Raw genomic sequence first — 26,780 nt, 5'->3', positions numbered from 1 at the left:
AGGTTATGAATTTACTGCATGTTATAACCAGTATGAGCCCTGAAAATGGTGGCCCCGCTCAGGGAATACGGACCCTTAACAACGCAATGCTTGGAATGGGAGTTATCCGTGAAGTAGCCTGTGTTGATGCACCGGATTCAGCCTATTTAGGAAAAGATGAATTTAAGATACATGCGCTGGGGCCAGCTAAAGGCCCCTGGTGCTATTCGCCCGAGCTAATTGATTGGTTAAAAAGCAATATATTACGATTTGATGTAGTAATGATTAACGGGCTATGGTTGTATCAAAGCTACGCAGCCTGGAAAGTATTAAAAAAGCTAAAAAAAGAAACTGCCGGCAAACCATTTCCCCGCATTCTGGTAATGCCACATGGTATGCTTGATCCTTATTTTCAACGGGCCAGTGGCAGAAAACTAAAGGCAATAAGAAATTGGCTATATTGGAAACTAATTGAAAGTAAAGTAGTTAACGATGCAGATGGTTTATTATTTACTTGTGAAACTGAATTACTATTAGCCCGCGAAACATTTAAGCCGTATCGTCCTAAAAAAGAATATAATGTAGGCTATGGAGTGGCTACCCCACAACCATACAATGATAATTTATCACTTGCTTTTAACCAGCTTTGCCCAGGTTTAAACGGATCGCCTTATTTACTATTTTTAAGCCGGGTGCACCAAAAAAAGGGTGTTGATCTGCTTTTAAACGCTTATATCAGTCTTCATAAAAGGCTGGCTAATAAAAACATGCCCAAACTGGTTATAGCCGGGCCTGGTTTGGACACGCCATTTGGTATAATGATACAACAACTGCTAGAAAATGAACCTGAAATTAAAAAGGATGTATTTTTTCCAGGGATGCTTACCGGAGATGCCAAATGGGGTGCATTTTATGGCTGTGAGGCATTTGTACTTCCCAGTCACCAGGAAAACTTCGGGATAGCTGTTGTTGAGGCATTGGCATGTGGTAAACCCGTATTAATATCAAATCAGGTAAATATTTGGAGAGAAATTATGGACTCAGGTGGTGGCTTAATTTGTGACGACACTATTAGCGGGATAAAGAACATTTTAGAAAAATGGATATCCTTAGATGCTGCAGAAAAAGTAAAAGAGAGCAATTGTGCATTAAACACCTATCAACAGCTGTTTACCACCAGTAAAGCGGCAAGCAATTTTTTCAATGCCTTTATTAACCATAACCCAATTTAAATTGGCTATAAATATCTAATACTAATTTATTTTGAAAATAATTATCGTACAAGGAGCATTTTTACCAGTTCCTGCATTGTTGGGGGGAGCCGTAGAAAAAATGTGGTTTTCGCTGGGAAAAGAATTCGCTAAAATGGGGCATGAGGTAACCCACATTTCTAAAAAATTTGAAACATTAAGCGAAACAGAAACCATTGATGGTGTTAACTATCTGAGAGTAAAAGGATTTAAAACTCCAAAATCAGGAATTATTCTGAAATTTTTTGATCTCATTTACACGATGAGGGTAAAAAAAGTGATCCCTCAAGATTTTGATATCATCATTACAAGCACATTTTGGGCCCCGTTAATTCTATCCAAAAAAGCAATAAAATCAGCAGTAGTAGACGTGCAACGCATGCCCAAGGGGCAAATGAAATTCTATAAAAAAGTACTTTGTTTAAGAGCTAACTCCAACTCTGTGGTTGAAGCTATTAAAGAGGAACTTCCGTTGGTTTATCAAAATAAGATTTCAATGATTCCCAATCCTCTCCCATTTGATGCGGCAGAGAAAGTTGATTTTAATCAAAAAGAACCGATAATATTATTCACAGGCCGCATTCATCCCGAAAAGGGTTTAAATATGCTGATTAATGCATTTAAAAAATCTTCATCAAAATACCGGCTACGGATCATTGGCCCATGGGAAATTTCAATGGGCGGCGGCGGTGCAGATTATATTAACTCTTTAAAAGTATTGGCCGGAAATGCTCCTATTGAATTCCTGGAACCAATTTTTGATATAGAGAAACTTAACGAACATTACAAAAAGGCAACCATTTTTATTTATCCATCTTTAGCCGAAAAAGGGGAAACATTTGGGATATCTCCACTGGAAGCAATGTCATGGGGCTGTGTTCCGATAGTTTCTGATCTTTTATGCTTCAAAGACTTTATAAAAAATGGCGAAAATGGTTTAGTTTTCAATCATCGCTCCCACAACGCTATTGACGAGCTTTCAAAGCTCATCTTATCTTTAGAGGATAATCAGGCTTACCTGACAACGCTCGCCGATAAAGTTACTAAAGTGCGGAAAACACATTCTGCATCAAATATAGCTCATCAATTTATCAAAGAATTTAAGCATTTATTGGACGAAAAGAAAAATGGCTAAAAAACTTCACGCTCAAAATACTCCTTATGATAGTCCGTGGAGCAAAAGCCAGCGCATTAAAATGGTTTTGTGGGAATATGTTTGGTTAATTTTCTGTTCGTGGACACCAAAACCTGCAAATTTTTGGAGATTATTTTGGTTAAAAGCATTTGGCGCAAAAATTTCTGGACGTCCATTTGTTCACCAACGAGCCCGGATTCAGATTCCATGGAACTTAATTATGCACCATCGTGCTTGCTTAGGCGACAGGGCAAACGCCTACACACTGGGTGTTATTGAAATTCATGAACATGCTACTGTGGCACAAGAGGCCTATCTCTGCACAGGTACGCATGATTTCACACAACCTGCAAGAAACCTTGTTACCTCTCCTATTATAATTGGTGCATATTCTTTTATCAGTGCCCGGGCATTTATTATGCCGGGTGTAACTATAGGTGAATATGCCATAGTGGGTGCATGTAGTGTAGTTACCAAAAACGTTTTGCCAAATACAACGGTAAAAGGGAATCCTGCAAAATAACCAGGGTATTCGTAGTAATAGCTTTAATTTTTTATGGTTTCAGTTCTTATACTTACTAAAAACGAAGAGAATGATCTTCCGGGATGCTTAAAGTCAATATCCTGGTGTGATGATATACACGTGTTTGATTCTTTCAGTGATGATTCAACCATTGAAATTGCCCGTAAAGCCAATGCAACCGTAACACAAAGAAAGTTTGACGGCTATGCATCCCAAAGGAATGCGGCACTGGAATCTATTAAGTATAAATATGATTGGCTGCTGATTCTGGACGCTGATGAACGTATTCCCGAATCACTTATAAAAATTATAAATGAAGCATTAAAGGATAATAACGGGGATACCAATGCCTACAGAATACGCAGAAAAGACTATTTATGGGGCACATGGCTTAAACATGCTCAAATTTCGCCCTACTATATCCGCCTGGTTAGGCTCGGTAAAGCAAAGTACATGAGGGAAATTAATGAGGTGTTGGAAATTGACGGTAAGGTGGAAGATTTACCGGGCTACTTTGATCATTATCCCTTTTCAAAAGGAATATCGCATTGGTTAACAAAGCATAACCAGTACTCTACCATGGAAGCTAAACGATGGATAGAAGAAAATACCGGCGGCGAAAAGTTTTCACTGAAAAAAATGTTATTCAGCCGCGACTTTTCTCAACGCAGATATCATCAAAAAGGTTTTTTTTATAAGCTGCCTTTCCGTACGCTTATTAAATGGTTTTATATGGTTATTTGGCGCAGGGCATTTTTAGATGGCAGGGCAGGCTTAACTTATGCTGCTCTTCAATCCATTTATGAATATTTTATTGTCATCAAAACAAGGGAAATTCTGAATAGGCAAAACAACTGATACAACGCTTTTAATAAATCTATGTAATATTTTATTATTAATAGCGAACTCAAATCGTAAAGTTTCGTATAAGTTCAATCAGGATTTGAAGCATTAAATATTCAATAGTAATTTATCGTCTTTTAAATAAGACTAAAACAGCTTGATATTTAATGCGCCTAAAAAATATCATATGAACAAAGTACTTCTACTAATAGCTTTTATCTTCATTTGCGGCACTTTAAAAGCACAAAACGATGAGCAATCACTTAATTTAGGGTTTAATGCCGGTGGTGTAAATACTTATTTTACAAATTCAAAAGCATCATTTGGGTATAGCGTAAAAGTCAATTATTATCCCTCTGACTTTTTTGATGTATCATTGGAAACACAATTTGGCACTTTAAGTGCAGGAACACCTAATGGCTTTCCGTTCAGCCTGAATAACGTCAATTTTATAAATAAATACCAGGCAGTTATTGTCAAAGCTAATTTACACTTCGGAACTCTTATAGATGAAGATGCTTTTTTAGATCCTATGAGGCATTTTTATGCCGCCACAGGAATCGGTTATTTACATAACCGCATAAATGATATATATCCTGATGCTTCAACTTATATTCGCTATAAAACACCTGTTATTCCGGTGGAGTTTGGTTATAATATTAATATAAAAAGCTATTATAATGACCCGCTTTTAAAAATCAATTTATCGTATAGCCTTAATTATGTTACCGGTCTTGGTCTTGATGGCTTTAATAACGTTCAAGTACCTGCTTCTGTACACTTTTATTCTTTCTATTCTATAGGTATTGAATATACAATGGCTGTTTTTGGACGTCACAGTGTTCCTCTGTTGCGGTTTTAATGGCTCTTACTACTAACATTTAATTACACACGGTTTATAAAAAACTTAATAGTATCGTTACTACTGGCCCCAAAAGCAACAATAGTTTTCCGGAATTCACTTACCTGGCAATTGTCAGGTTTTCAAGTTTCGTACAAAAACAAATTAATAATAACGCAATACACTATTTAAAAATATCTTAAAATATCAATAAATGAGTTCGAGTAAAAATAATTTGATCGCTAATAAAAAAGTTTTACTTATTAGCCAAAATTTTACGCCAGAGCCAACTGGTATTGGTAAATATAATGGTGAAATGATGAACTGGCTGGCTGTTAATGGTTATGATTGTTCTGTTATTACTACTTATCCATATTATCCACAATGGGAAGTACAGGAACCTTACAAAAAACGTTCATTCTGGTTTAAAAAAGAAATCATAAAATACCCGGAATCTAATACCACAACAACAATATATCGCTGTCCGCTATATGTACCTTCTAATCCATCGGGCAAAAAAAGAATAATACAAGATTTTTCCTTCTGGACTTCAATGATCTGGAAAATACTCGGTTTAATTATAACCGGAAAAAGATTCGATCTAATCATCACCATTGCCCCGCCTTTTCACTTGGGATACCTTGGTTTAATGCTTAAAAAGCGAACAGGCAGCAAATTACTCTATCATATCCAGGATTTGCAAATTGATGCCGCACAAGAGCTGAATATGCTGTCGAACAAGAAGCTTTTTGACATTATCTACAAGAGCGAAAAAAATCTGCTTTCAAAAGCTAATTATGTAAGCAGTATCTCTTCTGGTATGGTTAATAAAATAAAGCAAAAACTCGACAGGGATGTTTTCTTATTCCCTAACTGGGTTGACTCTTCTTATATATTCCCGCTTAAGGACCGCGATAAGCTTAAAACCAACTGGGGCTATAAAAACGATGATATTTTATTCCTTTATTCTGGAGCCATTGGCGAAAAACAAGCTCTTGACCATATTCTTTTAGCGGCCGAAAACCATATGGATAATAAAAACATCCAATTCATTATCTGCGGATCAGGACCTTACAAAGAGCGGTTAATGGAAATAACTGAACAGAAAAAATTAACAAACGTGAAATTTTTGCCAGTACAGGATAAAGCTCTCTTTAACGAGTTTTTAAACATGGCCGATTATCACCTGGTACTTCAGAAAGCCAAAGCTGGCGACTTGATGATGCCATCAAAACTCACCACTATTTTGGGTATGGGAGGCGTATGCATTGCAACAGCCTTACCCGGAACATCAATGTATGATTTAATTAAAGAGTATGATTTAGGGTATATAGCCGAACCAGACAACCCACAATTATTATCAAAACTAATCGGCACCTTAAAACCGGATAGCTCATTTACCGAGAAAAGAAACAATGCGCTTTGGTTTGCTTCTCAATTTTTGGATATCAATCACGTAATGAAATCCTTTGTGGCGAATGTAGAGATCTAATTATTTTCTGATATATTCTCAAAACAAGAAAGCCTGATATTTTTAATGTCAGGCTTTCTTGTTTGAATATCTCCCTAAACAAAAAACCGTATACCCAACCTATGTTGAATATACGGTGATGCTACTTAGCATAGCACAAAACAAATTCCGAATCAATTTATTGAAAATATTCAGTAAATAGCGCGACGAATGGTTTAGAATTAATTATGTTGAAAGGAAAGAAAAAATCTCATCAAAGTACTAACCTTGATTATTGAAATTAAACCAACCCTTATCCGGTTCTTATTTCTTTTTCACTTTAATTGCAGACAGTCCTTTTTGGCCCTGTTCTGTTTCAAAAGTGACCATGTTGTTTTCTTTTAAAGGCTCAGTTAAGGCATTAATATGCACAAAAATGCTTTCTTCTGTTTGCATGTCTCTAATAAAACCGTAGCCCTTTGCTTCATTAAAAAAGGTAACCACGCCGTTTCGTACAGTATCATGCGGTACATCTTCCTGCTTGGCAACGCCAATCTGGATATCTTCTACATTAATCTTTATCTTCCTGGATGGATCGGGCGGAGTTGAAGTAATATTACCATGCTCATCAATATAAGCCATCATATCCTCCAAACTTTTGCCCTTGCCAGCATTAGCCTTGCGGTCTTCTGCCCTCTCCTTTTTGTCTTTCGCCTTTTTTAAGCGGGCCTTTTCTTTTTCTTTTTTACTAAATGTTTCTGTTGATCTTGCCAATGCTTATGCTATTTTTACTTTAACGGCACTCGGGCCTTTTTTACCTTCTTCTACTTCGTAGCTAACTTCATCGTTTTCACGGATCTGATCAATCAGTCCTGTTACGTGTACAAATACTTCTTTGCCGCCACTTGTTGGTGTAATAAAGCCGAAGCCTTTTGATTCATTAAAAAATTTTACTGTTCCTGTTGCCATTATAATTATTGGTTAAGGTGGCAAGATACGTTTAATTATCCGGATGATTCCTTTTTTATTTTGAAAAAGGTTGGAGTTTAGAGAAATAACTAACCAAATTGGCACAAATTATTACATCCCCCGGTCGGCATTGTCTGTTTATTAGATTCCATTATTTCGTCCAACCGATATGCCTGGACTAGTGGAAAAGCTTATCCAATCGTTTCAGATTGATAAATTTTAAATACATTTAACTGTCAGTCATAATCAGTACAACTGATTATGACTGAAAAAGCCTTTCGTTATTTCAGATAAGCGACATGCTTAGCCGGACGGATTATTGGGGCTACTTCGCTGCGTATCATTTCAGTTTTGAGAGAGCGCGTTTTGTTTATTGTTAGACTGCCTACTGGATTGTTAAGTAAACCGTTGTCAAATCGATTTTAACTTTTGAGTTTTTCACCTCAGTCATGAATTGCCCGGGCTTAAATATTAGCTACCAAACTATTATTATTAATTCTTTATTTTAGAGGTTGATAATCACAATTTAATAACCTAAAAAACTGCATGACAACCATACCAGCTGAACCTGCCTACTGGACAATCGCCCAAAAAGTAGCATTCCGATTCTTCATGTTGTTTTTCATTTTGTACATATTTTTTAATCCAAATGGAGTGATCCCCTATTCTGATAATTTACAGGCAATCTATATACTATGTTGCTATCACCATGATATGCTACGGGCTTTATAAGGTAATCAAACTGCAGTTCCCGGCTCCATCGTTTAGCAGGTTATTGGAACCTGTTGGCAAACTTTCGCCAATGGGCCTTGCATGGACGTATATGGGATATTCAAGAGGCTTTAACTATTTTACAGGCTCTGCCGAAATAATTACAGGGTTACTGTTATTTTTCAGAAAAACCAGCACGCTTGGCGCCATAGTGGGCCTGGTTGTTGCCGTTAATATAATGGCCATTAATTATTGTTTTGATGTACCGGTAAAGCTGCTTGCAACTATGCTTGTTGTAATGTGCATCTTTTTAATGCTTAGGGATACAGACCGGCTGATAAATTTTTTCTTTAGAAACAGGGACACACTTCCGTCAAACCTTATGCCCCGCCGCTTTAACGCGAGATGGAAAAACACCACACTAATTGTTGTAAAATATGCTTTGATTTTCTATACACTTTACTTCGGCGTAGTCGATGCCCTTGCCAGGGAAAAACAATACGGCAGCAAGGCTAAAAAACCACCATTATACGGTATATATAATGTAGAAGCTTTTATAAAAAACAAGGACACATTAAAACCTTTAACAACTGACACTACCCGCTGGCGAAAATTTATGATAAGTCGTGATGGCGGCGCGCAAATTCAAATGATGGATGACAGCGTTAGTAATTACAGCTTTAAGCCTGATTTAAAAAAACATACAATTGTAGCCTATACCTATTCAGATACAACACATAAGTTCCATTTAATATACAATTTAACAAAGCTAGGACTTGCAGAATTAAAAAATTTCAAAGGTGTGAAAAAGACCGATACAGCTACTTATTTGATAATAAAAGGAGTGTGGAAAAAAGATTCAGTTGAAGTTTGGATGAGAAGGTTAGATCCTAATGGCTTCCCGCTGTTGCAACGGGGGTTTCATTGGGTCAATGAGGCTGCATACAATAAATAATAACTAATATTTTAGACTCCGGGAAAATTGTAACTTACGATCAAGTTTTTACCCATGAGCAAATGAATTTACTAAAACTAATTCGCTATCTTATACTGTTCCTGTTATTTTACCTTTGCTACAGCCCGGCGCAAGGCCAAACCGCACTGATACAACAAGAACAACACAAACTTTCTTCCATCAAAGATAGCAGCAGCCTGGTCAATAGCCTTAATCGGATAGGGATGCTCTACTACCTCAAAAACCCCGACAGCTGCTTTTATTACGGCAGGAAAGCCAAAACGATGGCAGTAAGGCTACACTATCTCAAAGGCGAAACAGCAGCCGACAATGTTATCGCTTCAGCACTTTTTTTAAAAGGACTGTTCCGGGAATCATTGCAATTGTTCAGCAAGGTTTTGTCTGCTTCCAAATTACAGTCTGATACAGCAAACACAACGCAGGTGTTGATGAATATGGCCACCGTGTACCTTGGTATGCAAGACACCGTACGCGCTAAATCCCTTTCCCTCCTCGCTATTAAAACAGGCCAAAAGTTAAAAAAGGATAGCATGATGAGCATGGTATATGCCAATTATTGTATCGTCAATGCTGCCCTTACGCACGATAGCATTCGGTATTACCTTAATAAGTCGCAGAAAATTGCCACCCGGTATAAGGATCAGCAGATGCTGATAGTCATTATGCAGTTGCAAGCCAGTGAGCTGTTTGATGAAGGGCGCAAGAAAGAGGCATTATCTATGATCCAACGAGCCTTATCCGACTCACGAAATGCAGGGATGGAATATTTTGAAATTAATTCACTTGGCCAGTTTGCCGCTTATTATCAAGACAAGCCGGACAGCGTGCTGAGCTATTATAACCGTGCTTATCAGCTTATCAATGCAAAGGGATATGTTTATTTAAAGGTAAAGGTATTAAAGGTCATTTTGGCATATACCGAAATAAGTGGCGATAAGGATAAAATAATTAGTGTTCACCGCCAAATAGAAACAGCATTAACAGCCGAAAACGATCAATTGAAAAAATTTATAGGCGATTATATAAAGTATAATGCGATACAGGATGATAACACACTGCTTCAAACCAAAAACGAAAGTAATAAGACAAAAATTTGGCTACTGATTTTCGTTTGCATGATAAGCATCCTACTGATCGTGATTATTTACCGCATGTACCAGATTTCCAATCGTTTAAATAAACAAAGCCGTGAACAGAACAATCAGATGAAAAAAACACTGGGCGACTTAGAGCAAAGCCAGGCAGACAATACCCGGATGATGAAGATTGCCGCCCATGACCTGCGCAACCCAATTGGCGGCATTACCTCGGTAGCCACGCTGATGCTGGATGATCCAGACCGTTCAGAAGATGACCGAATGATGCTGGAACTGATTAAAACCTCGGGGCAAAACTCGCTTGAACTGGTTAGCGACCTTTTGCAGGTGCACTCTCACGTCGAGGACATGAAAAAAGAACCGATAGATCTGTACCAGATGTTGTATTACTGTGTAGACCTGATGCGTTTCAAAGCCGAAGCAAAGATGCAGCAAATCACTTTGCAGGCAGCGCCCGTTACCTTGTCTGTTAACCGCGAAAAAATGTGGCGGGTGGTGAGCAACCTGATCGCCAATGCCATTAAATTCAGCCCTACCGGGGCAAATATATTGGTAAAAATGACAGAAAATGCCAACCATGTTATTATCCAGGTAGAAGATCATGGTATAGGAATCCCTTTAGAAATGAAGGATAAAATATTTGATATGTTCACCGAGGCCAAAAGGCAGGGAACAGCTGGTGAGCAACCCTTCGGCCTGGGGTTGGCCATTTCCAAACAGATAGTGGAAGCACATGGGGGCAGTATCTGGTTTAACAGCGATAAGGGCAACGGAACTACTTTTTATGTGCAGCTACCAGTGGGTTAAGTATTGTGCTGTGCTAAAGTAAAATAACACGAGTACACGGCCAACTTGTAAACGCTGCATAACCGAGCAGGACGACCAAAGTGAGAAAATCAGCATTTGATTTTTAATTATTTCCTCCAATTACACAAACACAAACAGTCACAAAAACGCCCTCTTATTGTCACGATTGCACCTCATGTATGTATCTTGTCCGTTTTAACTTTGGACAAATAATAAACTATTAGCAAACAAAATGAGAAAACTCAGAATTATTGAACATATCTCGCTGGATGGTGTGATCCAGGCACCCGGCGGACGGGGCGAAGACGGCGACGACTACCCGCATGGCGGATGGATTGCACCGTTTCGAAGTCCGGCTGGGTGCGAGGCCGTCATTGAGGCACAAGGCACAAGCTTTGATCTGCTGCTTGGCCGCCGCACCTACGATATATGGGCCGGCTTCTGGCCAAATGCCGGGGACAGTCCGCTGGCGAACGGGTTAAACGCCGCCACCAAATACGTTGCGACCCACAGGTCTGACAGCCTCGGATGGGGCCCAGTTAGTGACCTGGGTGCAGACATCATCGAAGGTATCCGCGGCGTTAAGTCAACGAACGGCCCTGACCTGATCCTCTGGGGAAGTTCCACGCTAACGTCTGTGCTGCTCGGACAGGGATTGGTTGACGAGGTTGTTCTATTCGTATACCCGGTATTGCTGGGCCAGGGCAAACGCTTCTTTACAAACAGTGTTGAGCCGAGCGAACTCGCTTTCGTTAGCTCAAAAGCCACACCCACGGGCGTGCTCATCAACACTTATCAATACGTAGGGCAGCTGCAAACCTAATCCTCTGCCAATTCGAGTGACTAAACAAGCGTGCCGCCCCGGAGGCCCTGCTGAGATGAAGCACTCAAAACCAGCAGGATAATGATGACCCAATGTGCTCTTCTACAAAGAAATTTTATACCTTTTTATTGGTTCTTTTGTTTAAACGAGATGTTGCCATTGCTCCAATAAAACTGCATCCCGGAAGCAGCTCCCTGTTGTTGACCGAATTTAACCTGTACGTTTTCGTCCAGCTGGAAAAATCCGGGTGAGATATAACGCAATTTAAAAACCTGGTTTCCTCGTTCCGGGTTTTCACAATACAGAGCGCCGTCTTTTATATAAAACTTTAGCCCGCCCTCATAAGTGCCAAGATAAGCCTGAACGGTAGAGGGTTCTACCGGCCGGTCTACAGCTTTATGCTGATTTGCATACCAGGAATTGGGGAATAAGGTTAAACTGATTTCATCCAGCGATGCATCCGCCTTAAGCGCAATGTCCGGTACAACCCCGATACCTTCCCATTCTGTCCCGGTATGGATATTATACGAATGAGCAAACGGAATGCCCGCTACAAAGCCATGACCCAAAAAGACCGGACCCACCGGATGGGAGCCACCTGCTGTTTTTTCACCTGCTATAGTTCCTCTTTTTGTCGCCTGCATCGCGTAAGCCAAGTCTTCGGCTGCAGAAACCGTTTGGGAGCTGGTTAATATATACACCGGCATCCGGAGGATAACCCCGTCGGTGGCTGTTGGATCTGTCCAGCCCTTGGAGGTATCACGCTTATTGGGGACAATGATATCATTCACCCGTGTTTTTTCCGGGAAGAAATAACTTGCCACCTGTTTAACCATCTCCGGGCTGCCGCCATGATTTTCGCGCAGGTCGATGATCAATGCTTTGGTATGCTGTACGAAGCGAAAGGCCGCTGTAACGGTTTGTATGGCGGGGGGGGTAACATCCACAAAGCCGTTAAATTTCACGTAGCCTACATTGCCGGGTAAAATTTCTGAAGCCGTGAACGCGAAATTACGTGCCGCCATGTCGGCATTTCGAAGTGAATCCTGGCGTGGGTCAGGACCATTCATTGGTGGTGGCGGGCCCAATTGCGCCAGCCGGGCATTATAATGGAAACCCATGTGGAGGTCGGGGCAGCCTGTTTGCAAGTCGGTCGAGATTTGTTCAGCAAAAGCTTGCGGGTCCTTGATATTATTGTAAACGCCCTTTGCCAATTGCCCGTAAAGATACTTGCTCATCACTTGTGCTTTATCTGTAAAAACATAGTTAGCAATCAATGCTTTCGACAAAGTATCAACCACCACCTTTGTAAGCTCCGGCGTCATTGACTCTACGGCAACGGGCCGCGTTTCCTGCGCCATACAGGCGAAGGGGATTATTAACAGGAATAATATTATTTTTTTCATGGTTCAATCGGTTTAATAATAGTTGATGCTTGCGTAAGTAGCATTACCTTTAATTCACTTTATTCCAAACATCTTGTCCAAAGGCCAAAACCTGGGTAATGTGGCCGGCATTGTCACTGGTAAACCGAAGGGTAAAGTTAGTATGCTCTTTTGAAAAAAATTCTAACGGGCTTGCGGCTGAAAAACCGATTTGCTGGTTATCCCATAATTGCTTTAAAACTAAACCACTGTCAGTAGCACTAATTTGTATAAATCGCCCTTTCTCGTCTCTAAACTCATACTTGCCCACAAATTTTTTCAGGTCCTGTGATGCTAATTTTATTTCGACGAGGGCGTGATAGTTATCATTTCTATTCCAAACATCCTTTCCCCAGGCCAAAACCTGGGTAATGCGGCCGGTATTATCAGCAGTAAACTCAAGGGTAAACTCCGGGTTCTCTTTTGTATAAAACGCCAGGGGGCCTGTGGCTGTAAAATCAACTAGCCTGTTGTCCCATAATTCCTTCAAAACTAAGCCATTGCCGGTAGCGGTAATTTGTAAAAATTGCCCTTTTCTGTCTCTAAACTCATAATAGCCCTCAAATTTTTTCAGGTCCTGTGCAGGCAATTTTATTTGATCGGCGGGGTGATAACTATCAACTTTGTTCCACTCCTTTTTATTCAAGGTCATGAACATTGTAGCGATCCCCTTATCATTTTTTGTAAATTTAACCATTCTTAAGTAGGGAACATTAACAAGAAACGAGACATCCGATTGGGCCGACATAGTTATTTCTTTGCCATCCCAAAGTTGTTTAGCGATAATTGATTTTTGCTTTGCAATAACCTGTACGTATGCCGCCTTATTCGCCTCACTTTGGTAAATCCCCTCCAAGGCTTTAAGCTGCTGTGTATTAAGTGCTGTTTCCTTTAGGTCACTGTTGTTTGCCCTCAGCCAGGTATCGTGTTCAAAGGCCAGTACTTGTGTCACATTTCCATCTTTGTCTTTTGTAAACTTAAATGATGCACCATCCGTCATGGTAAATTCAAGTTCGCTTTTTTGTTTTAGTGAAAATTCGACCCCGTTCCATAATTGTTTAACCACTAAGGCATTGTTTACTTCGGTTAATTTTATAAAAGCGCTTTTATCAGGCATCTTATATAAACCTTCAATAGCTTTTAAGGGATCGGTAACGTCAGTCGCGCCTTTTTCGGTCACGTCTTTCTGCAACGCGGCACTCGCGCTTGATGGGTTTATTAAGAAATAACTGGCTGCAACCAATAATAATACAAAGGCATACTTATACAAATTTGCGTTTGGCGTTTTTTTTAAATTCATCATTTTGATACGGGTTTTAATTTTTGAAGAACCATATAAATTGGTTAATTGGGAGGCCTGGAGTTTAAACGATCTATGCAGGATACTAAACTGATAGTCTTTTTTATCAACGCCGCTATTTATTACTTCACTGTCGGCAATGTATTCGTGGTTAAGCTTGATGCATCGTTTTAAGTATACCATTAGCGGGTTAACCCATAATATGGTGTGCGCCAGTTCTGCAAAAAGTATATCTATACTATGCCATTGTTGTATGTGTACCTTTTCATGCGAAATAATTTGCCGCAATTCACGATCATTAAAAAGTTGTTTATTGATAACCATGTACTTGAAAAAGGAAAACGGAGCAGTTCCATCAAAAGCACAATGGTAAATACCTTCTGTTAAATGTTTATCGGTCTTTTTGATCAGGATGCCGAGTTTAAGTAATTTTATAGCCAATCTTATCAGCAAAATGAGGCTTACCAATAAGTAAATACCAACTAAGGTTTGCATGAGTGACGGAAGTATAAAGCCTTGTTGAATAGCAACATGAGCCGTGTTAACACCCGTACTAACATGCGTGTTAACCATTTGCGAATTGCCAAAAGTTATATACAGGCTATTTAATGGGTTAGCCATCGTTATTTTACGTTGTAGCCCGTCTAAATTCGAAAAATTCATCCCCGGCAACAAAGGCAAAAACAGCGATAACAATAAACTGAATAGCAGGTAAAACCTATTTTGCCAAAATGATTTATCGTTTTTAAGCACCAATAAATAAAACAGGAACAATATGGATATAACCACATTGGCCTTTAACAGGTAGATAATTAATGGTTCCATAGTACTGAAATTTATTTGCTCTTATCTTCTATCATTTTAATGATCTCCTTTAGTTCATCTAAGGATACTTCGTCCTCTTCCGCAAAAAACGATACCACATTTTTCATAGAATTACCAAACAGCCCCGCCAAAAGAGGCGTTACAAATTTCCTGGTATATTCCATTTTCGATACCGCCGCCGCATAGCGGTAGGTACTGCCAAAATCTTCGAATTTTAAAAACCCCTTATCTGCCAATCGGCGCATCATAGTTGATACAGTATTTATATGGGGTTTAGGATCGGGCAGCTCATCGCGCACCTCCTTAACAAAGGCTTTTTTTAATTTCCAAACTGCCTGCATCAGCGTTTCTTCTTTTTCGCTTAGTCGTTTCATATACAATTATAAAACTAATTTTGTAATTATACAACTACAATTGTAGTTTTTTATATTCTCGCAGGATCTGTCAGATACAACCCTGCATATCATGTCCATGTAGTCAGGAATTATGATATTTGCCCCCTAACTATTGCACATATTATTGACTATCGGAATTATCGGGACTGAAAATCATTACCGAGCAGGACAGTACATACCAACAAAGCCTGATATTTTCATACCAGGCTTTATTGTTCGATTCTAAATGTACCGATACCGGAAATTAATTAAACACATTTATCAGGCACCAGGATGGAAACATGCTTTATATTGTAAATATACAACTCAAGGTCGTAAACACCCCTTAAAAATGTCGCATTTGGGGGTTGTTATCCTTATTCACGCCCGTAACTTTGTTATGTAAACGGTGCAGGCGCCAAGTGAAAATTAAAACTAAATTAAACCATGAGAAAAGTAATCTTAGCCATCAACATGAGTATCGACGGCTGCGTCGGCCACATGAGTCTTCCTGGCCCCGATGAGGAAGTTGGTGGATATTTTAACGTCCTGATGAATCAGGACGTTGACCTTATCGCCTACGGGCGTAAAATGTATGAGATTATGTTTCCCTATTGGGCCGACGAGGCCAATTGGAACGACGAATTAGATACTGAATTTGGTCAAAGGCTCACCGCCTTAGACAAAGTTGTTTTTTCGCGAACTTTAGCCAACGCTGAATACAATACGCGTGTTGTCAGCACAGACCCAGCAGCTGAATTGTTGAAACTGAAGCAGACGCCTGGCAAAAACATTTATCTTGGTACGGTAAGCATGATCCCACAATTAGCACAGGCGGGCGTGATCGATGAATATCACCTCGTTGTTCATCCGGTAATTGTTGGCCGGGGGACGCGCCTGGTGGAAGGCAGCCTGCCAGAACGGTTACAATTAAAATTGGTTGAGTCGAAGGTTTTTAAATCAGGGGCCGTTGCGCTTCGGTACTTGAAACAATGAGCGTAAACCTGCGGTTTGAGCAACATTTCTAAATCATCCCCGCTTTAAAATGCATAAAACGTTCAGCTTAAAACACAAAAACAAATTATGAAACTCCTTCTCACTTCTTCAGGTATCAATAACAGCAGCATTCACAATGTACTGGTCAGTCTTTTGGGCAAACCAATAACGGAGTGCAATGCGCTGTTCATTCCCACTGCTATACACCCCTTCCCTGGTGGTGCTTATTTTGCGCACCAGGCTATCTGCGGAAACGTCAAATCACCACTCGTCCAATTGGGCTGGAAGTCTGTTGGTGTGCTGGAACTCACAGCGCTGCCCGGCATTGATAAAAAAGCTTGGGTTTCTTCGGTTGAAGAAGCCGATGCGCTGTTGGTTTGGGGCGGCGACCCCGTATACCTGGCGTACTGGATGCGGCAGTCTGGCCTGGCCGACCTATTTCCATCACTACCCAGGGATTTGGTGTATGTTGGGGTAAGCGCAGGGAGTATGGCGGTGTCTTCCTTTTTCGGCGAAACCTACCGTAACCCGCCGAATGGCATCAATAGCGTGCATTCATCAGAGGCCATGGTATTCGATACACCGCAGGGAGAAATCAGCAGGCAATTTGTTACAGCCCAGGGAGCAGGACTGGTTGACTTTGCCCTGATCCCCCACTTTGATAACAATGAGCACCCGGACGCTTGCGGAACCAATGCAGAAAAATGGGCTGCAAAACTTCCGGTACCTGTATATGCAATTGACGACAATACCGCCATCAAAGTGACAGACGGCGCAGTCGAGGTGGTTTCCGAGGGTAATTGGAAACTGTTTAACACCTGATATCCTTACGTCACAGCGGGGTTGCTCCCCATTGCTGGCGCACGCGTGTCGCTTGTGTCCTTTAGTCTTCGTTATGCAAAATACACAGCCTTCGCAGGTATTGTCACCCGCAAAATTTGGACATTAATATAAACACTTGAAATTTACGCTTAGTACCTATAGTGGAAGCTCAACAACAATAAAGCCTGATACAAAATATCAGGCTTTATTGTTAGGCGTTAGCAATACTTGCTTAAGAAAATACCTTATTCAGGTAGTTATTGACAATTGCATCGCAAACATCGCCATGCTGGATAAAATCGAATGTTACGATGTTTACCTTTTTACCGGCATTATACCATTCAATATATTTCGCAATGTTACGGGCATTGTTACGGATTAAGTTCCCCTGAGGGTCTTTATCCATGTAATAGGTTGCGGCAGCTACCTGTTCTGAAATATTGAAGTAGGCGTCGCTCTCTTTGCCGGGGAGTTGCTGCATATGCGATTGCAGCACAAAAAAGCCGTCGTAGTTCCAAGTACTCAGGTTGCGCAGATGAAAGGGCCACCAGCGTATATTCAGGTCAATATTGTCATCAGCTATATTCGCGCCTTCATCATGCCAATAAGGATCCCACAGACCGTACATGAGTTTTTTTAACGTTGGTAAATACTGAAAAGCAAAATCCCATACCTTTTTTTGTATGGGCACATCGGTTTTATCAAAAAATAAAAATACGCGCTTGTTGGCAGCAAGCAAACTGTTTACGGTTTGCTTATTGATTTCTGCTGCGGTACCATGCGGCAGCGTCACCAAATTGCAGCCTGGAAAATTAAAGTATTTTTTCAGCAGCTCTACCAGGTCGTAATAATCCTGATCGCTTGTCAAATCCAGGAAACCCTGGAATTTAAGGATAATGATCTCCTTGGGATGCTGTTTCAGAAAATCGCGCATCTGTTTAAATTGGAGCTTATTGTTGGGGTCGTCAGGATTGTCTCCCTTTCTGCAAAGGTCACTATCAGAGGTCCAGGGGCCATGATAAGGATAATATGCCGAATTCTTCAGTTTTACGCGCAGATCAAAATACCTTACGCCTAACTCCAATTGCTGAGCAAAGCTTAATGATTGTGTGCGCGCCGTGTGATCGCTCTCCTGAGGAGCGCCGATCCTGAAAGTGCCGGAGTCATGAGTGCCGGGAAGCATTACCTGATTAATTTTAAGATTACCGAAATTAGGGCGAGAGGCAAGCAGGTCGCCCATCCAATTGGGATGATTCATTGTGTATGTGTTTTGGGTTTAGGAAAGACCTAAAGTAAGTATTTATTACATACAACACAACAGGATAATTCTCAACAACCACCGCGTAAGCCAAACAAATCCGTTGCTGGCGCACGCGTGTCGCGTGTGTCCTTTATACCTATTGCATACATATATCTATTATACAATTCATCTATATTGCAATAAATATTAATCATGAGCAGGAAATATAAATTTGCTAATAAAGAAGGATTGTATTTTGTAAGCTTTGCAACAGTTAATTGGATAGATGTATTTATCCGCCCAGAATACAATGAAATAATAATTGATAGTTTAACCTATTGTCAAAATACATTGGTATGGAATTATATTGTTGGTGCATTATGCCAAGCCATATCCATTTAATCTACTGTGCCAGGGATAATAATCCTGAAATAATATTAGGAAGGTTTAAAGAATTTACGTCAAAACAATTAATAAAAACTATAAGTACCAACACGCAGGAATCCCGAAAAGAATGGATGTTGTGGATGTTTAAAAGAGCTGCCGCAAAAAGCAGTAATAACACCAACTATCAGTTTTGGCAGCATGATAGCCATCCGATAGAACTCTGGAGCCCGGAAGTAACCGAGCAAAAAGCTGATTACATACATAATAACCCGGTCGCTTCCGGATTTGTTGTTGAGCCGTGGCATTGGAAATACTCAGGTGCTATTGACTATTCGGGCGGTAAAGGACTTATTGATATTTTGTACTTATAAAAGCTTGATTGGCTGAAGGACACACGCGGCACGTGTGCGCCAGTGACCAGTTGATTAACATTTCGTACTTATAAAGCCTGGTTAGTTGATGGACACACGCGGCACGCGTGCGCCAGCGACCGGTTGATTAACATTTCGTACTTATAAAGCCTGGTTGGTTGATGGACACACGCGGCACGCGTGCGCCAGCGAAGGTTTTCATAACGCCTTTTTTTGAGGTTTAGTTGCCAATAAAAGAACTCCGAAAACAATTAAAAGGATGGTTGCCACGATATGCGGCGTTGCCTGGACAACGCCATTATAGCTTTTGCTCAGCACAATAAGCATGTCGGTAAAGGAAATTATTGACCCGGTTAACAAGGTCACCCCCACGGCCCGTCTTTCATCCAGCAGAACAAAGGCGCACAAAAGTATACCGGAAAATATATCCCTGATACCTTTTATATGGTGAAAGGAATAATCTCCACCTGCATTAAAGTGAATGCCATATCCGGCTGTTGCTACTTCAGGAGAGAAAAAGAAACGGGCCCCAAGGAAAATCATTCCCAGGCCTACTAATAATGCAATTGAATAAGAAATTTTAGTTGTCATGATAATTTGTTTTTAAATGTTGAAACAAAATTATCGTGGCAGCAATCAGTATTGATGCACCTGGGTTAACAAATCAAAATTGAGTAGAAATTCTTTTACGGATGCGGCTTAGTGACTGAGGTTTGACACCTACATAAGAGGCAATATAGTATTGGGGTATCCGCTGGGCAATACCAAAATAGGCCTTTATAAATTTTTCATAACGTACTTCGGGTTTGTCGGTATAGAGTGATGTAACCTGCCCAATAATACTATTGAAGACATGTTCAATACCTAAACGGCCAAATCTTTCTCCGTATTTAACCTCCTGATAGAAGATTTGCAAGTCGTCGTAGGTGATAGTCCATGCTGTGGTAGGCTCCACCGCTTGTATATACATAGTTGTGGGCGTTTTGGGTATAAAACTTGGGTAATGGCAAACCCAATCTCCTTCCTTACTAAAATAATTGGTTTGCTCTTCACCGTTAGTGAAAAAATAATATCTCACCAGTCCCTGTTCAATAAAGGTAACATGGCGGCAAATCTGGCCTGCTTCCAGCAAATGTTCATCTTTCTCAATTATTTTTTTATGAAATAGCTTCCTGATAATTTCTTCATCTGCCAATGACAGCGGCACGTAGCTTTTTATATTTTCGATCAGGACATCCATTTAAAGCAATTTTTCAGGTAAAAATAAGCAGAAAAGTAGTTTTAGGCTTATAGTCTTAAAGATAACGAATTACGCGTGTGAGATATTGATAAGTAAATATGCATGAAATATCAATCCGCTAACTATAAATACAATATACAAATCATTGAAAATTAATTTATTAATAATAAAAAACACATTAACTCGCATGCTATTCCAGGCTTTATTATCTGCTGTTTTTTATTTCCTTTTACCTTAATCTCATCTTATATTTGGTTGAGACTATGAAAAGAACCACCATTATATTTCTGCAATTTTTAATCATTTTTTCGGGAAGGGCTTTTTCACAAGGCCAGCAGTTGTCAAAAATTCACACAACAGATATCACCAACTTCTGGGCGGCTTATGATCGGGTGATTGAACTTAAGGATACAACAGCACAGAAGCAGGTTTTGCAAACTTTTTTTATTGACAAAGCATCTTCCGGAATGCGGGACTTTATAAAATTAAGACCCAAGCTTAACGCCAGTAAATATGTCGAATCAATAAATAAATATCCAAAATTTTGGCAATCAATAAGAGCGAAAACACTGAAAATTGATTTATACAAGCAAGCCATACAGGATAACATGAATAGCTATAAACTACTTTATCCTAATTTTAAACAACCTGAAATCTTTTTTTCCATAGCTCATTTAAATACCGGCGGTACAACTTCAACCGGCCGGATTTTAATCGGAACTGAAATGGCCGCAGCAGACAGCTCTGTTGACGCATCAGAGTTATCTCCATTTTTACAAAATGTATTCAAAAATAACCTTAACGTAGTTTATATAGTAACACATGAGGCCACCCATACACAGCAGATTGGGCTTGAAGCCGAAGATAAGGGCACCATGAACCTGATGGCTTACTGTATTGAAGAAGGGGCTTGTGAATTTATTGCCGAGTTAATTGTAAAAAAGCAGTTAATGTTCCCTTACATGACTTATGGGCGACTGCATGAACGGGAACTTTGGGAGAAATTTAAAGGTGAAATGTATGACAAAGAAATTAAAGGCTGGCTTTATAATGGAGGAACCGCACCTGGTGGTATTCAGGATCTTGGATATTTTATGGGTTACGAAATTTGCAAGTCCTATTATAATAACGAAAAAGATAAACAACTGGCGATCCGCAAAATTATCGAGTTGAATTATAGTGATAATAATCAGGTGCATGAATTTTTCCAGAAATCTGGTTATGCGAACAAATGGTAAACCTATAGCCATATGAAACCTCAATGGATTTATAATATTTCGTGCTTCACTAATAATAATTCAGAGAATGCGTTATAACAAATAATTGACAGGCAAAACAGATTAATATTTATAATTAACCACATAAAAATGAAAAAACGTTCATTTGAGGTATCTAAGTTGCCACGCTGGCTAGTGACAATAATCGCATTTATCTTATTTGGCCTTTTAGCCTTTCTTATGCTTTTTGCAGGCCTTCAACTTTACCACCGCTAAACCGGAAGGGTAATTATATAGCTAAATCCCCCCGCTTTGGACAAATCCAAATGGTCACAAATGCCCCTCATATTGTCACGTATTCCCCTCACGCGTGTTCCCTGACCAGTTTAACTTTGGACAAATATTAAACTTATAGAAAACAAACTGAGAAAGATCAGAATCTTTGAACATATAGTAACATTAACACGAAAATGCCGGAAACCGGGTAGCGTAAGCATGAAATTAAAGTAAAAAAGTAATTTAAATAACGTTTTATGAAAAGAGTATTTAAGGAATCTAATGTCCCCAAACCAATATTAATAATTATTGCTATGCTTTTTTTTACAGTATTTCAGTCTAAAGGGCAACAGAATAAACCGGCTGACAGTGGCTACGTACCTGTTAATGGCATTAAAGTTTATTATGAAGTATATGGCGAGGGTAAGCCTCTCGTTTTGCTGCATGGTGCTTTTTATACCATTGAGATGAATTGGGGGCAATTAATACCTGAATTGTCAAAAACAAGAAAAGTAATTGCCATTGAAATGCAAGGGCATGGGCACACACCATTTTCAGACAGAAAATTAGACTTGGCTACCCTGGCAAGTGATGTGGAAGGAGTAATGAATTACTTAAAAGTTGACAGTGCTGATGTTGCCGGATATAGCATGGGTGGCTCCGTGGCTTACCAGTTGACAATACAAAGCCCTAAACGGGTAAGAAAATTAGTGATCATTTCTTCTACTTATAAAAGTAGTGGTTGGTTGCCAGTAGTAACTAATGCGCTTAAAGGTTTGAAACCCGAATTTTTAACGAATACCCCCATGAAAGCAGCATATGATGCTGTAGCACCGGACAAAACAAAATGGACAAAGTTTTTAGAACAGATGATTGCTTTTGCCGGGACGCCATTCGACATGGGTGACAGCAATATTGCGAAAATTACTTCGCCGGTATTGATCATCTCAGGCGACAACGATGGCCTGGATAAAATTGAGTTGATGAAAACATATCAATTACTTGGGGGTGGCGTATCTGCCGATTTGGTACCGATGCCAAAATCGCATTTGGCCATTGTTCCTTCGCAGGGGCATGTCAGCCTAATGATGCAGACGAACACAATATTAGGTTATCTGGATGGCTTTTTAAAGTAAACATAATTGTATCTGGTATTAAAAAGATGCTTCGATAAATATTTTCGAGCTTTTATATACCATCCTGAAACAGCGATCTCCTCATAAAACGACACAATGCTGATTTTGTCCCGGGAGGCGAGCATTTCTTCGCTAAAATTTCACATTTTTTGGCCCATTTGTCCCAACATAGCCCATCGGGCAGGTTAACTTATTGATTTACAGATATCGCTTGTTTCGCCTGGCCCGGCGTGTTTCGTACTGTGTCATGTATTCGTGGGACAAGACCAACGTCCATTAGAAACAAAAAATCCCTTCCGGATACGGAAAGGATTCAGAGCGAAAGACGAGATTCGAACTCGCGACCCCGACCTTGGCAAGGTCGTGCTCTACCAACTGAGCTACTTTCGCATTGGTATAGGTATTCATATTAACACAAAATCCCGATACGCCGGTATCGGGATTTGTACTCAGAGCGGGAATCGAACCCGCACTCCGTTTACGGGAACAGGATTTTAAGTCCTGCGTGTCTACCAGTTCCACCATCTGAGCAGGTGTTTAAACCTTTTAACAATAAATCCCTTCTTTAGAAAGGGATTTGAGCGAAAGACGAGATTCGAACTCGCGACCCCGACCTTGGCAAGGTCGTGCTCTACCAACTGAGCTACTTTCGCATTTTATTCCGCTTTTCAATCACTTCTATATCCTTTTCGCTTGCGGAGTGCAAATATAGACAGAAAAGAATATTCTGCAAGGAATAATTTTACTTTTTTTTAATTATTTTATAAGTCACTGGATTTCAAAACATCAGAAATGATATCATTTTCATATCCACGACTTAAAGCATACAGATGCAGCTTATACCTGCGTTTGTAGGCATCTTTTTCGCTTGTCAAAGCTGCTTTTTTGATTAAAATCTTTTGCAGGGTCAATAAATACTCATCGCCGTCTATTAACTGCATGGCTTTTTTGATCAAAACATCGGGTACCCTTTTCAATTTCAGTCCTTGCTTTATCTTCATCTTCCCCCACCCTTTTTGTTTAAACTTCCCGATGGCATAGGCTTTTGCAAAACGCTCTTCGTTCAAAAAATTATCGCCTATCAGCCTGCTGATAATATTTTCGACCGCCAAACTGTGTAAACCCCATTCGTATAATTTATCGCGCATTTCCTGTTGCGAGCGTTCCTGGTAGGCGCAATAATGCTCGGCTTTGGTTTGTGCGGCTGCTTCGGTAAAAATTTTATTAGTTTTTGGATAATCCATCAAACCAAAATTCGTTAAAAATTCTTCTATCTACAGAAATATAAGCAATTTCGTGCCATGCCCAATAATCAATACCTCATTTCAGACATTCAACGGATCATTCGTGCCATTGGAAACATCAGACATGAATATACCATCAGTACCTTGTTAACAGATAGTCGTAGGATCAGTAATCCATCTGAAGGCTTATTTTTCGCTCTAAGCGGACGCAGAAACGGGCATGAGTTTATAGCCGAAGCCTACGCAGCCGGTGTACGCAACTTTGTGGTAAAGCAAGGCCCGGAAATTAAAGTACCGGAAGCTAATTTCTTAATTGTTGATGATGTGCTGCAGGCCTTGCAAACCCTTGCCACTTATCACCGTAACCGTTTTAATCTGGAAGTTATCGGCATTACCGGCAGCAACGGCAAAACCATTGTAAAAGAATGGTTGTACCAATTGCTGTGTAATGATAAAAATATTGTTCGCAATCCTAAAAGTTATAACTCACAAATCGGAGTCCCGCTTTCTGTTTGGCAGATAAATGAAAAGAATAACCTGGGCATATTTGAAGCGGGTATCTCCACCACCAGCGAAATGAATAAGCTGGAAGCGATGATAAAACCTTCTATAGGTGTGTTAACCCATATAGGCCCGGCCCATGATGAAGGCTTTGAAAGCCGGAATCAAAAAGTAATTGAAAAGCTGCAACTATTTAAAAATTGCCGTTTGCTGATCCACAATTATGATCAGCTGATAGATTTTAAAACGCACATAAAAGCCAAAACTTGCTTTACATGGAGTACTAAATTTAAACAGGCCGACCTGTATGTTTTTAGTGAGACAGTAATTTCGAAAAACTTTTACCTGCGTGCGAAATACAAGGAGCGTGAGATAGAATGTCTTATCCCCTTTCTGGATGAAGCATCGGTTGAAAACGCCATTGTTTGTTGGGCGGTAATGCTGGCCATGGATTACATCCCGGTAGAAGCCGACAAGCGGATTGAGCACCTAAATGCGGTAAGCATGCGCCTGGAACTGAAAACCGGCATTAATGATTGCTCGGTTATTGATGATTCTTACAACTCTGATATACAGTCGTTAGAAATTGCTTTAAACTTTTTGAACCAGCAAAATCAGCACACTAAAAAAACGTTGATCCTGTCAGATATTTTCCAATCAGGCTTGCAGCCGGATGTTTTGTATAAACAGGTTGCCGATATGATCAGCATAAAAAAGGTCGACAAGTTTGTTGGTGTTGGCGAAGCTTTGCTGGCGCACAAGGATTATTTCGATGTACCTGAAAAACATTTCTATCCCGACACCGCATCCATGCTGCAAAACCTGCGTGCACTGAATTTTAAAGAGGAAACCATCCTGATAAAAGGTTCGCGCAGCTTTGAATTTGAACGTGTTAGCCGTGCATTGGTACAAAAGGCGCACGAAACCATTTTAGAAATAAACCTGAATGCATTATTAAACAACCTGAACTATTATCGCCATAAATTAAAGCCAGGAGTTAAGGTAATGGCGATGGTAAAAGCATTTTCGTATGGCAGCGGCACTTTCGAAGTAGCCAACATGCTTCAATACAACAAGGTTGATTACCTGGCAGTAGCCTATATAGATGAGGGCGTGGCATTACGGTCAACCGGAATCACGTTGCCCATAATGGTGTTAAACCCCGAATTATCGGCCTTTGATAAACTGATTGAATATAAACTTGAGCCTGTTATTTACAGCTTCGGCCTTTTTGATGATTACATTAAATACGCACAGGATAAAAATGTATTAAACTATCCTGTCCATTTTAAAATAGATACTGGTATGCACCGCCTGGGTTTTGAAAATTTTGAGATTGAGACCTTATGCGATCTGCTGGAAAAGAACCCATACCTGCACGTACAGTCGGTATTTTCACACCTGGTAGCAAGTGACGCCAGCCAGCACGATGAATTTACCTTAAAGCAAATCAAAAACTTTGAAAAAGCTTTTAAGCAAATTGAAAAAACTTTGGGTTATAAAGTGATTAAACACATTTGCAACACATCGGGCATTGTACGCTGGCCAAATGCCCATTATGACATGGTAAGGCTCGGCATAGGCTTATACGGGGTTGACGCCGCTGTAAAAGCTTCTGATGGCGGTTTACAGCCAATAGCCAGCTTAAAAACCAGTGTTTCGCAGGTAAAAAAGATTAAAGCAAATGAAACTGTAAGCTACAACCGCAGCGGCAAGCTGGCAAAAGATGGTAAAATTGCAACTGTACGTATAGGTTATGCTGATGGATATTTACGTGCCTTTGGTAATGGCGTTGGTAAAATGATGATAAAAGGCGTTAAAGCGCCCACCGTAGGTAATATCACCATGGATATGTGTATGCTGGATGTTTCTGGAACGGATGTTAAAGAGGGCGATGAGGTAATCGTTTTTAATGATCAGTTACGGATTGAGGAACTTGCAACCCAAATTGGCACCATACCGTATGAAATACTAACAAATGTTTCGCAGAGGGTGAAAAGAGTGTACTTTTATGAGTAAATTT

25 protein-coding genes and 3 tRNA genes are annotated in these 26,780 nt (G+C 40.0%); 16 read left to right on the top strand and 12 right to left on the bottom strand.

Features of this window, described 5'->3' with window-relative positions:
- Positions 1-5: 5 nt before the first annotated feature.
- The 6 genes from JN11_RS10040 (at position 6) to JN11_RS10015 (ending at position 6,063) form a co-directional block, all read left to right on the top strand.
- A complete protein-coding gene (locus tag JN11_RS10040) occupies positions 6-1,211 on the top strand; it encodes a glycosyltransferase (RefSeq protein WP_144912180.1) in 1,206 nt (401 codons plus the stop codon).
- A 31-nt stretch (positions 1,212-1,242) separates the two neighbouring features.
- Positions 1,243-2,364 (top strand): glycosyltransferase family 4 protein, encoded by a 1,122-nt coding sequence (locus JN11_RS10035; RefSeq protein ID WP_144912178.1) that lies wholly within the window; start codon positions 1,243-1,245, stop codon positions 2,362-2,364.
- The gene (locus JN11_RS10030) at positions 2,357-2,887 is read left to right on the top strand and encodes an LbetaH domain-containing protein (RefSeq protein ID WP_144912177.1); all 531 of its coding nucleotides are present in this window, start codon (positions 2,357-2,359) and stop codon (positions 2,885-2,887) included. The genes JN11_RS10035 and JN11_RS10030 overlap by 8 nt, the downstream gene beginning before the upstream one ends.
- A gap of 33 nt (positions 2,888-2,920) precedes the next feature.
- On the top strand, positions 2,921-3,745 hold the full coding sequence (locus JN11_RS10025; protein WP_144912175.1) for a glycosyltransferase family 2 protein: 825 nt from the start codon (positions 2,921-2,923) through the stop codon (positions 3,743-3,745).
- A gap of 172 nt (positions 3,746-3,917) precedes the next feature.
- Positions 3,918-4,592, top strand: coding sequence for a hypothetical protein (locus tag JN11_RS10020; RefSeq protein WP_144912173.1), 675 nt, complete (start codon positions 3,918-3,920; stop codon positions 4,590-4,592).
- 193 nt (positions 4,593-4,785) lie between these two features.
- A complete protein-coding gene (locus JN11_RS10015; protein WP_246138985.1) occupies positions 4,786-6,063 on the top strand; it encodes a WcaI family glycosyltransferase in 1,278 nt (425 codons plus the stop codon).
- A 282-nt stretch (positions 6,064-6,345) separates the two neighbouring features.
- Here JN11_RS10015 and JN11_RS10010 read toward each other — a convergent pair whose 3' ends face one another.
- Positions 6,346-6,795: a cold shock domain-containing protein gene (locus tag JN11_RS10010; RefSeq protein ID WP_144912171.1), complete on the bottom strand. Its 450-nt coding sequence runs from the start codon at positions 6,793-6,795 to the stop codon at positions 6,346-6,348.
- A gap of 3 nt (positions 6,796-6,798) precedes the next feature.
- Positions 6,799-6,990, bottom strand: a complete 192-nt coding sequence (locus JN11_RS10005; protein ID WP_144912169.1) for a cold-shock protein — start codon at positions 6,988-6,990, stop codon at positions 6,799-6,801.
- A gap of 709 nt (positions 6,991-7,699) precedes the next feature.
- On the opposite strand from JN11_RS10005, the gene JN11_RS10000 reads away from it, so the two are divergent.
- From JN11_RS10000 to JN11_RS09990, 3 genes are all read left to right on the top strand, one after another.
- Positions 7,700-8,656, top strand: coding sequence for a hypothetical protein (locus JN11_RS10000; RefSeq protein ID WP_144912167.1), 957 nt, complete (start codon positions 7,700-7,702; stop codon positions 8,654-8,656).
- A gap of 62 nt (positions 8,657-8,718) precedes the next feature.
- Positions 8,719-10,581, top strand: a complete 1,863-nt coding sequence (locus tag JN11_RS09995; protein WP_144912165.1) for a sensor histidine kinase — start codon at positions 8,719-8,721, stop codon at positions 10,579-10,581.
- Between the two features lie 232 nt (positions 10,582-10,813).
- Positions 10,814-11,404, top strand: a complete 591-nt coding sequence (locus JN11_RS09990) for a dihydrofolate reductase family protein (RefSeq protein ID WP_144912163.1) — start codon at positions 10,814-10,816, stop codon at positions 11,402-11,404.
- Positions 11,405-11,529: 125 nt separating this feature from the next.
- Here JN11_RS09990 and JN11_RS09985 read toward each other — a convergent pair whose 3' ends face one another.
- Genes JN11_RS09985 through JN11_RS09975 form a run of 3 tightly spaced genes read right to left on the bottom strand, consistent with a single transcriptional unit; the run spans position 11,530 to position 15,327 of the window.
- Entirely contained in the window at positions 11,530-12,810 is a 1,281-nt protein-coding gene (locus JN11_RS09985; RefSeq protein WP_144912161.1) for a S41 family peptidase, read from the bottom strand.
- A 49-nt stretch (positions 12,811-12,859) separates the two neighbouring features.
- A complete protein-coding gene (locus JN11_RS09980; protein WP_144912159.1) occupies positions 12,860-14,953 on the bottom strand; it encodes a M56 family metallopeptidase in 2,094 nt (697 codons plus the stop codon).
- Positions 14,954-14,964: 11 nt separating this feature from the next.
- Positions 14,965-15,327, bottom strand: coding sequence for a BlaI/MecI/CopY family transcriptional regulator (locus JN11_RS09975; protein ID WP_144912158.1), 363 nt, complete (start codon positions 15,325-15,327; stop codon positions 14,965-14,967).
- A 447-nt stretch (positions 15,328-15,774) separates the two neighbouring features.
- Between JN11_RS09975 and JN11_RS09970 the strand changes: the two genes are divergently transcribed.
- Complete coding sequence (locus JN11_RS09970) at positions 15,775-16,323, top strand: dihydrofolate reductase family protein (RefSeq protein WP_144912156.1); 549 nt, start codon at positions 15,775-15,777, stop codon at positions 16,321-16,323.
- Positions 16,324-16,410: 87 nt separating this feature from the next.
- Complete coding sequence (locus JN11_RS09965) at positions 16,411-17,145, top strand: Type 1 glutamine amidotransferase-like domain-containing protein (protein WP_144912155.1); 735 nt, start codon at positions 16,411-16,413, stop codon at positions 17,143-17,145.
- A gap of 232 nt (positions 17,146-17,377) precedes the next feature.
- Here the strand turns inward: JN11_RS09965 and JN11_RS09960 are convergent, their stop codons facing one another.
- Positions 17,378-18,403 carry a PI-PLC domain-containing protein gene (locus JN11_RS09960; RefSeq protein ID WP_144912153.1) on the bottom strand — a complete coding sequence of 342 codons (1,026 nt, stop codon included), beginning with the start codon at positions 18,401-18,403 and terminating at the stop codon, positions 17,378-17,380.
- Between the two features lie 195 nt (positions 18,404-18,598).
- Between JN11_RS09960 and JN11_RS24730 the strand changes: the two genes are divergently transcribed.
- Together JN11_RS24730 and JN11_RS09955 are read left to right on the top strand one after the other, a co-directional pair.
- Positions 18,599-18,787, top strand: coding sequence for a hypothetical protein (locus JN11_RS24730; protein ID WP_246138984.1), 189 nt, complete (start codon positions 18,599-18,601; stop codon positions 18,785-18,787).
- Positions 18,766-19,143, top strand: coding sequence for a hypothetical protein (locus JN11_RS09955; RefSeq protein WP_246138983.1), 378 nt, complete (start codon positions 18,766-18,768; stop codon positions 19,141-19,143). Before JN11_RS24730 ends, JN11_RS09955 begins: the two co-directional genes overlap by 22 nt.
- 198 nt (positions 19,144-19,341) lie before the next feature.
- On the opposite strand, the gene JN11_RS09950 is transcribed toward JN11_RS09955, so the two are convergent.
- Together JN11_RS09950 and JN11_RS09945 are read right to left on the bottom strand one after the other, a co-directional pair.
- Positions 19,342-19,734, bottom strand: coding sequence for a DUF4267 domain-containing protein (locus JN11_RS09950; RefSeq protein WP_144912151.1), 393 nt, complete (start codon positions 19,732-19,734; stop codon positions 19,342-19,344).
- A 73-nt stretch (positions 19,735-19,807) separates the two neighbouring features.
- Complete coding sequence (locus tag JN11_RS09945) at positions 19,808-20,383, bottom strand: Crp/Fnr family transcriptional regulator (protein WP_144912149.1); 576 nt, start codon at positions 20,381-20,383, stop codon at positions 19,808-19,810.
- Positions 20,384-20,646: 263 nt separating this feature from the next.
- On the opposite strand from JN11_RS09945, the gene JN11_RS09940 reads away from it, so the two are divergent.
- Both JN11_RS09940 and JN11_RS09935 read left to right on the top strand, forming a co-directional pair.
- Complete coding sequence (locus tag JN11_RS09940) at positions 20,647-21,621, top strand: DUF2268 domain-containing putative Zn-dependent protease (protein WP_144912147.1); 975 nt, start codon at positions 20,647-20,649, stop codon at positions 21,619-21,621.
- A gap of 512 nt (positions 21,622-22,133) precedes the next feature.
- Positions 22,134-23,012, top strand: a complete 879-nt coding sequence (locus tag JN11_RS09935) for an alpha/beta fold hydrolase (protein WP_144912145.1) — start codon at positions 22,134-22,136, stop codon at positions 23,010-23,012.
- A gap of 317 nt (positions 23,013-23,329) precedes the next feature.
- Here JN11_RS09935 and JN11_RS09930 read toward each other — a convergent pair.
- The 4 genes from JN11_RS09930 to JN11_RS09915 form a co-directional block, all read right to left on the bottom strand.
- Positions 23,330-23,402, bottom strand: a tRNA-Gly gene (locus JN11_RS09930).
- A gap of 56 nt (positions 23,403-23,458) precedes the next feature.
- Positions 23,459-23,543: transfer RNA gene (locus JN11_RS09925), tRNA-Leu, on the bottom strand.
- A 49-nt stretch (positions 23,544-23,592) separates the two neighbouring features.
- Positions 23,593-23,665 (bottom strand) — tRNA-Gly (locus JN11_RS09920).
- 108 nt (positions 23,666-23,773) lie between these two features.
- Positions 23,774-24,256 carry a regulatory protein RecX gene (locus JN11_RS09915; protein WP_144912144.1) on the bottom strand — a complete coding sequence of 161 codons (483 nt, stop codon included), beginning with the start codon at positions 24,254-24,256 and terminating at the stop codon, positions 23,774-23,776.
- 57 nt (positions 24,257-24,313) lie between these two features.
- Between JN11_RS09915 and JN11_RS09910 the strand changes: the two genes are divergently transcribed.
- Entirely contained in the window at positions 24,314-26,776 is a 2,463-nt protein-coding gene (locus tag JN11_RS09910; RefSeq protein WP_144912142.1) for a bifunctional UDP-N-acetylmuramoyl-tripeptide:D-alanyl-D-alanine ligase/alanine racemase, read from the top strand.
- The last annotated feature ends 4 nt before the right edge of the window (positions 26,777-26,780 follow it).

It is taken from the genome of Mucilaginibacter frigoritolerans (genome assembly GCF_007830615.1).
Taxonomy (GTDB): Bacteria; Bacteroidota; Bacteroidia; order Sphingobacteriales; family Sphingobacteriaceae; genus Mucilaginibacter; species Mucilaginibacter frigoritolerans.
The sequence above is the reverse complement of the archived record's forward strand: the minus strand, read 5'-3'. Positions and strand labels throughout refer to the sequence as shown.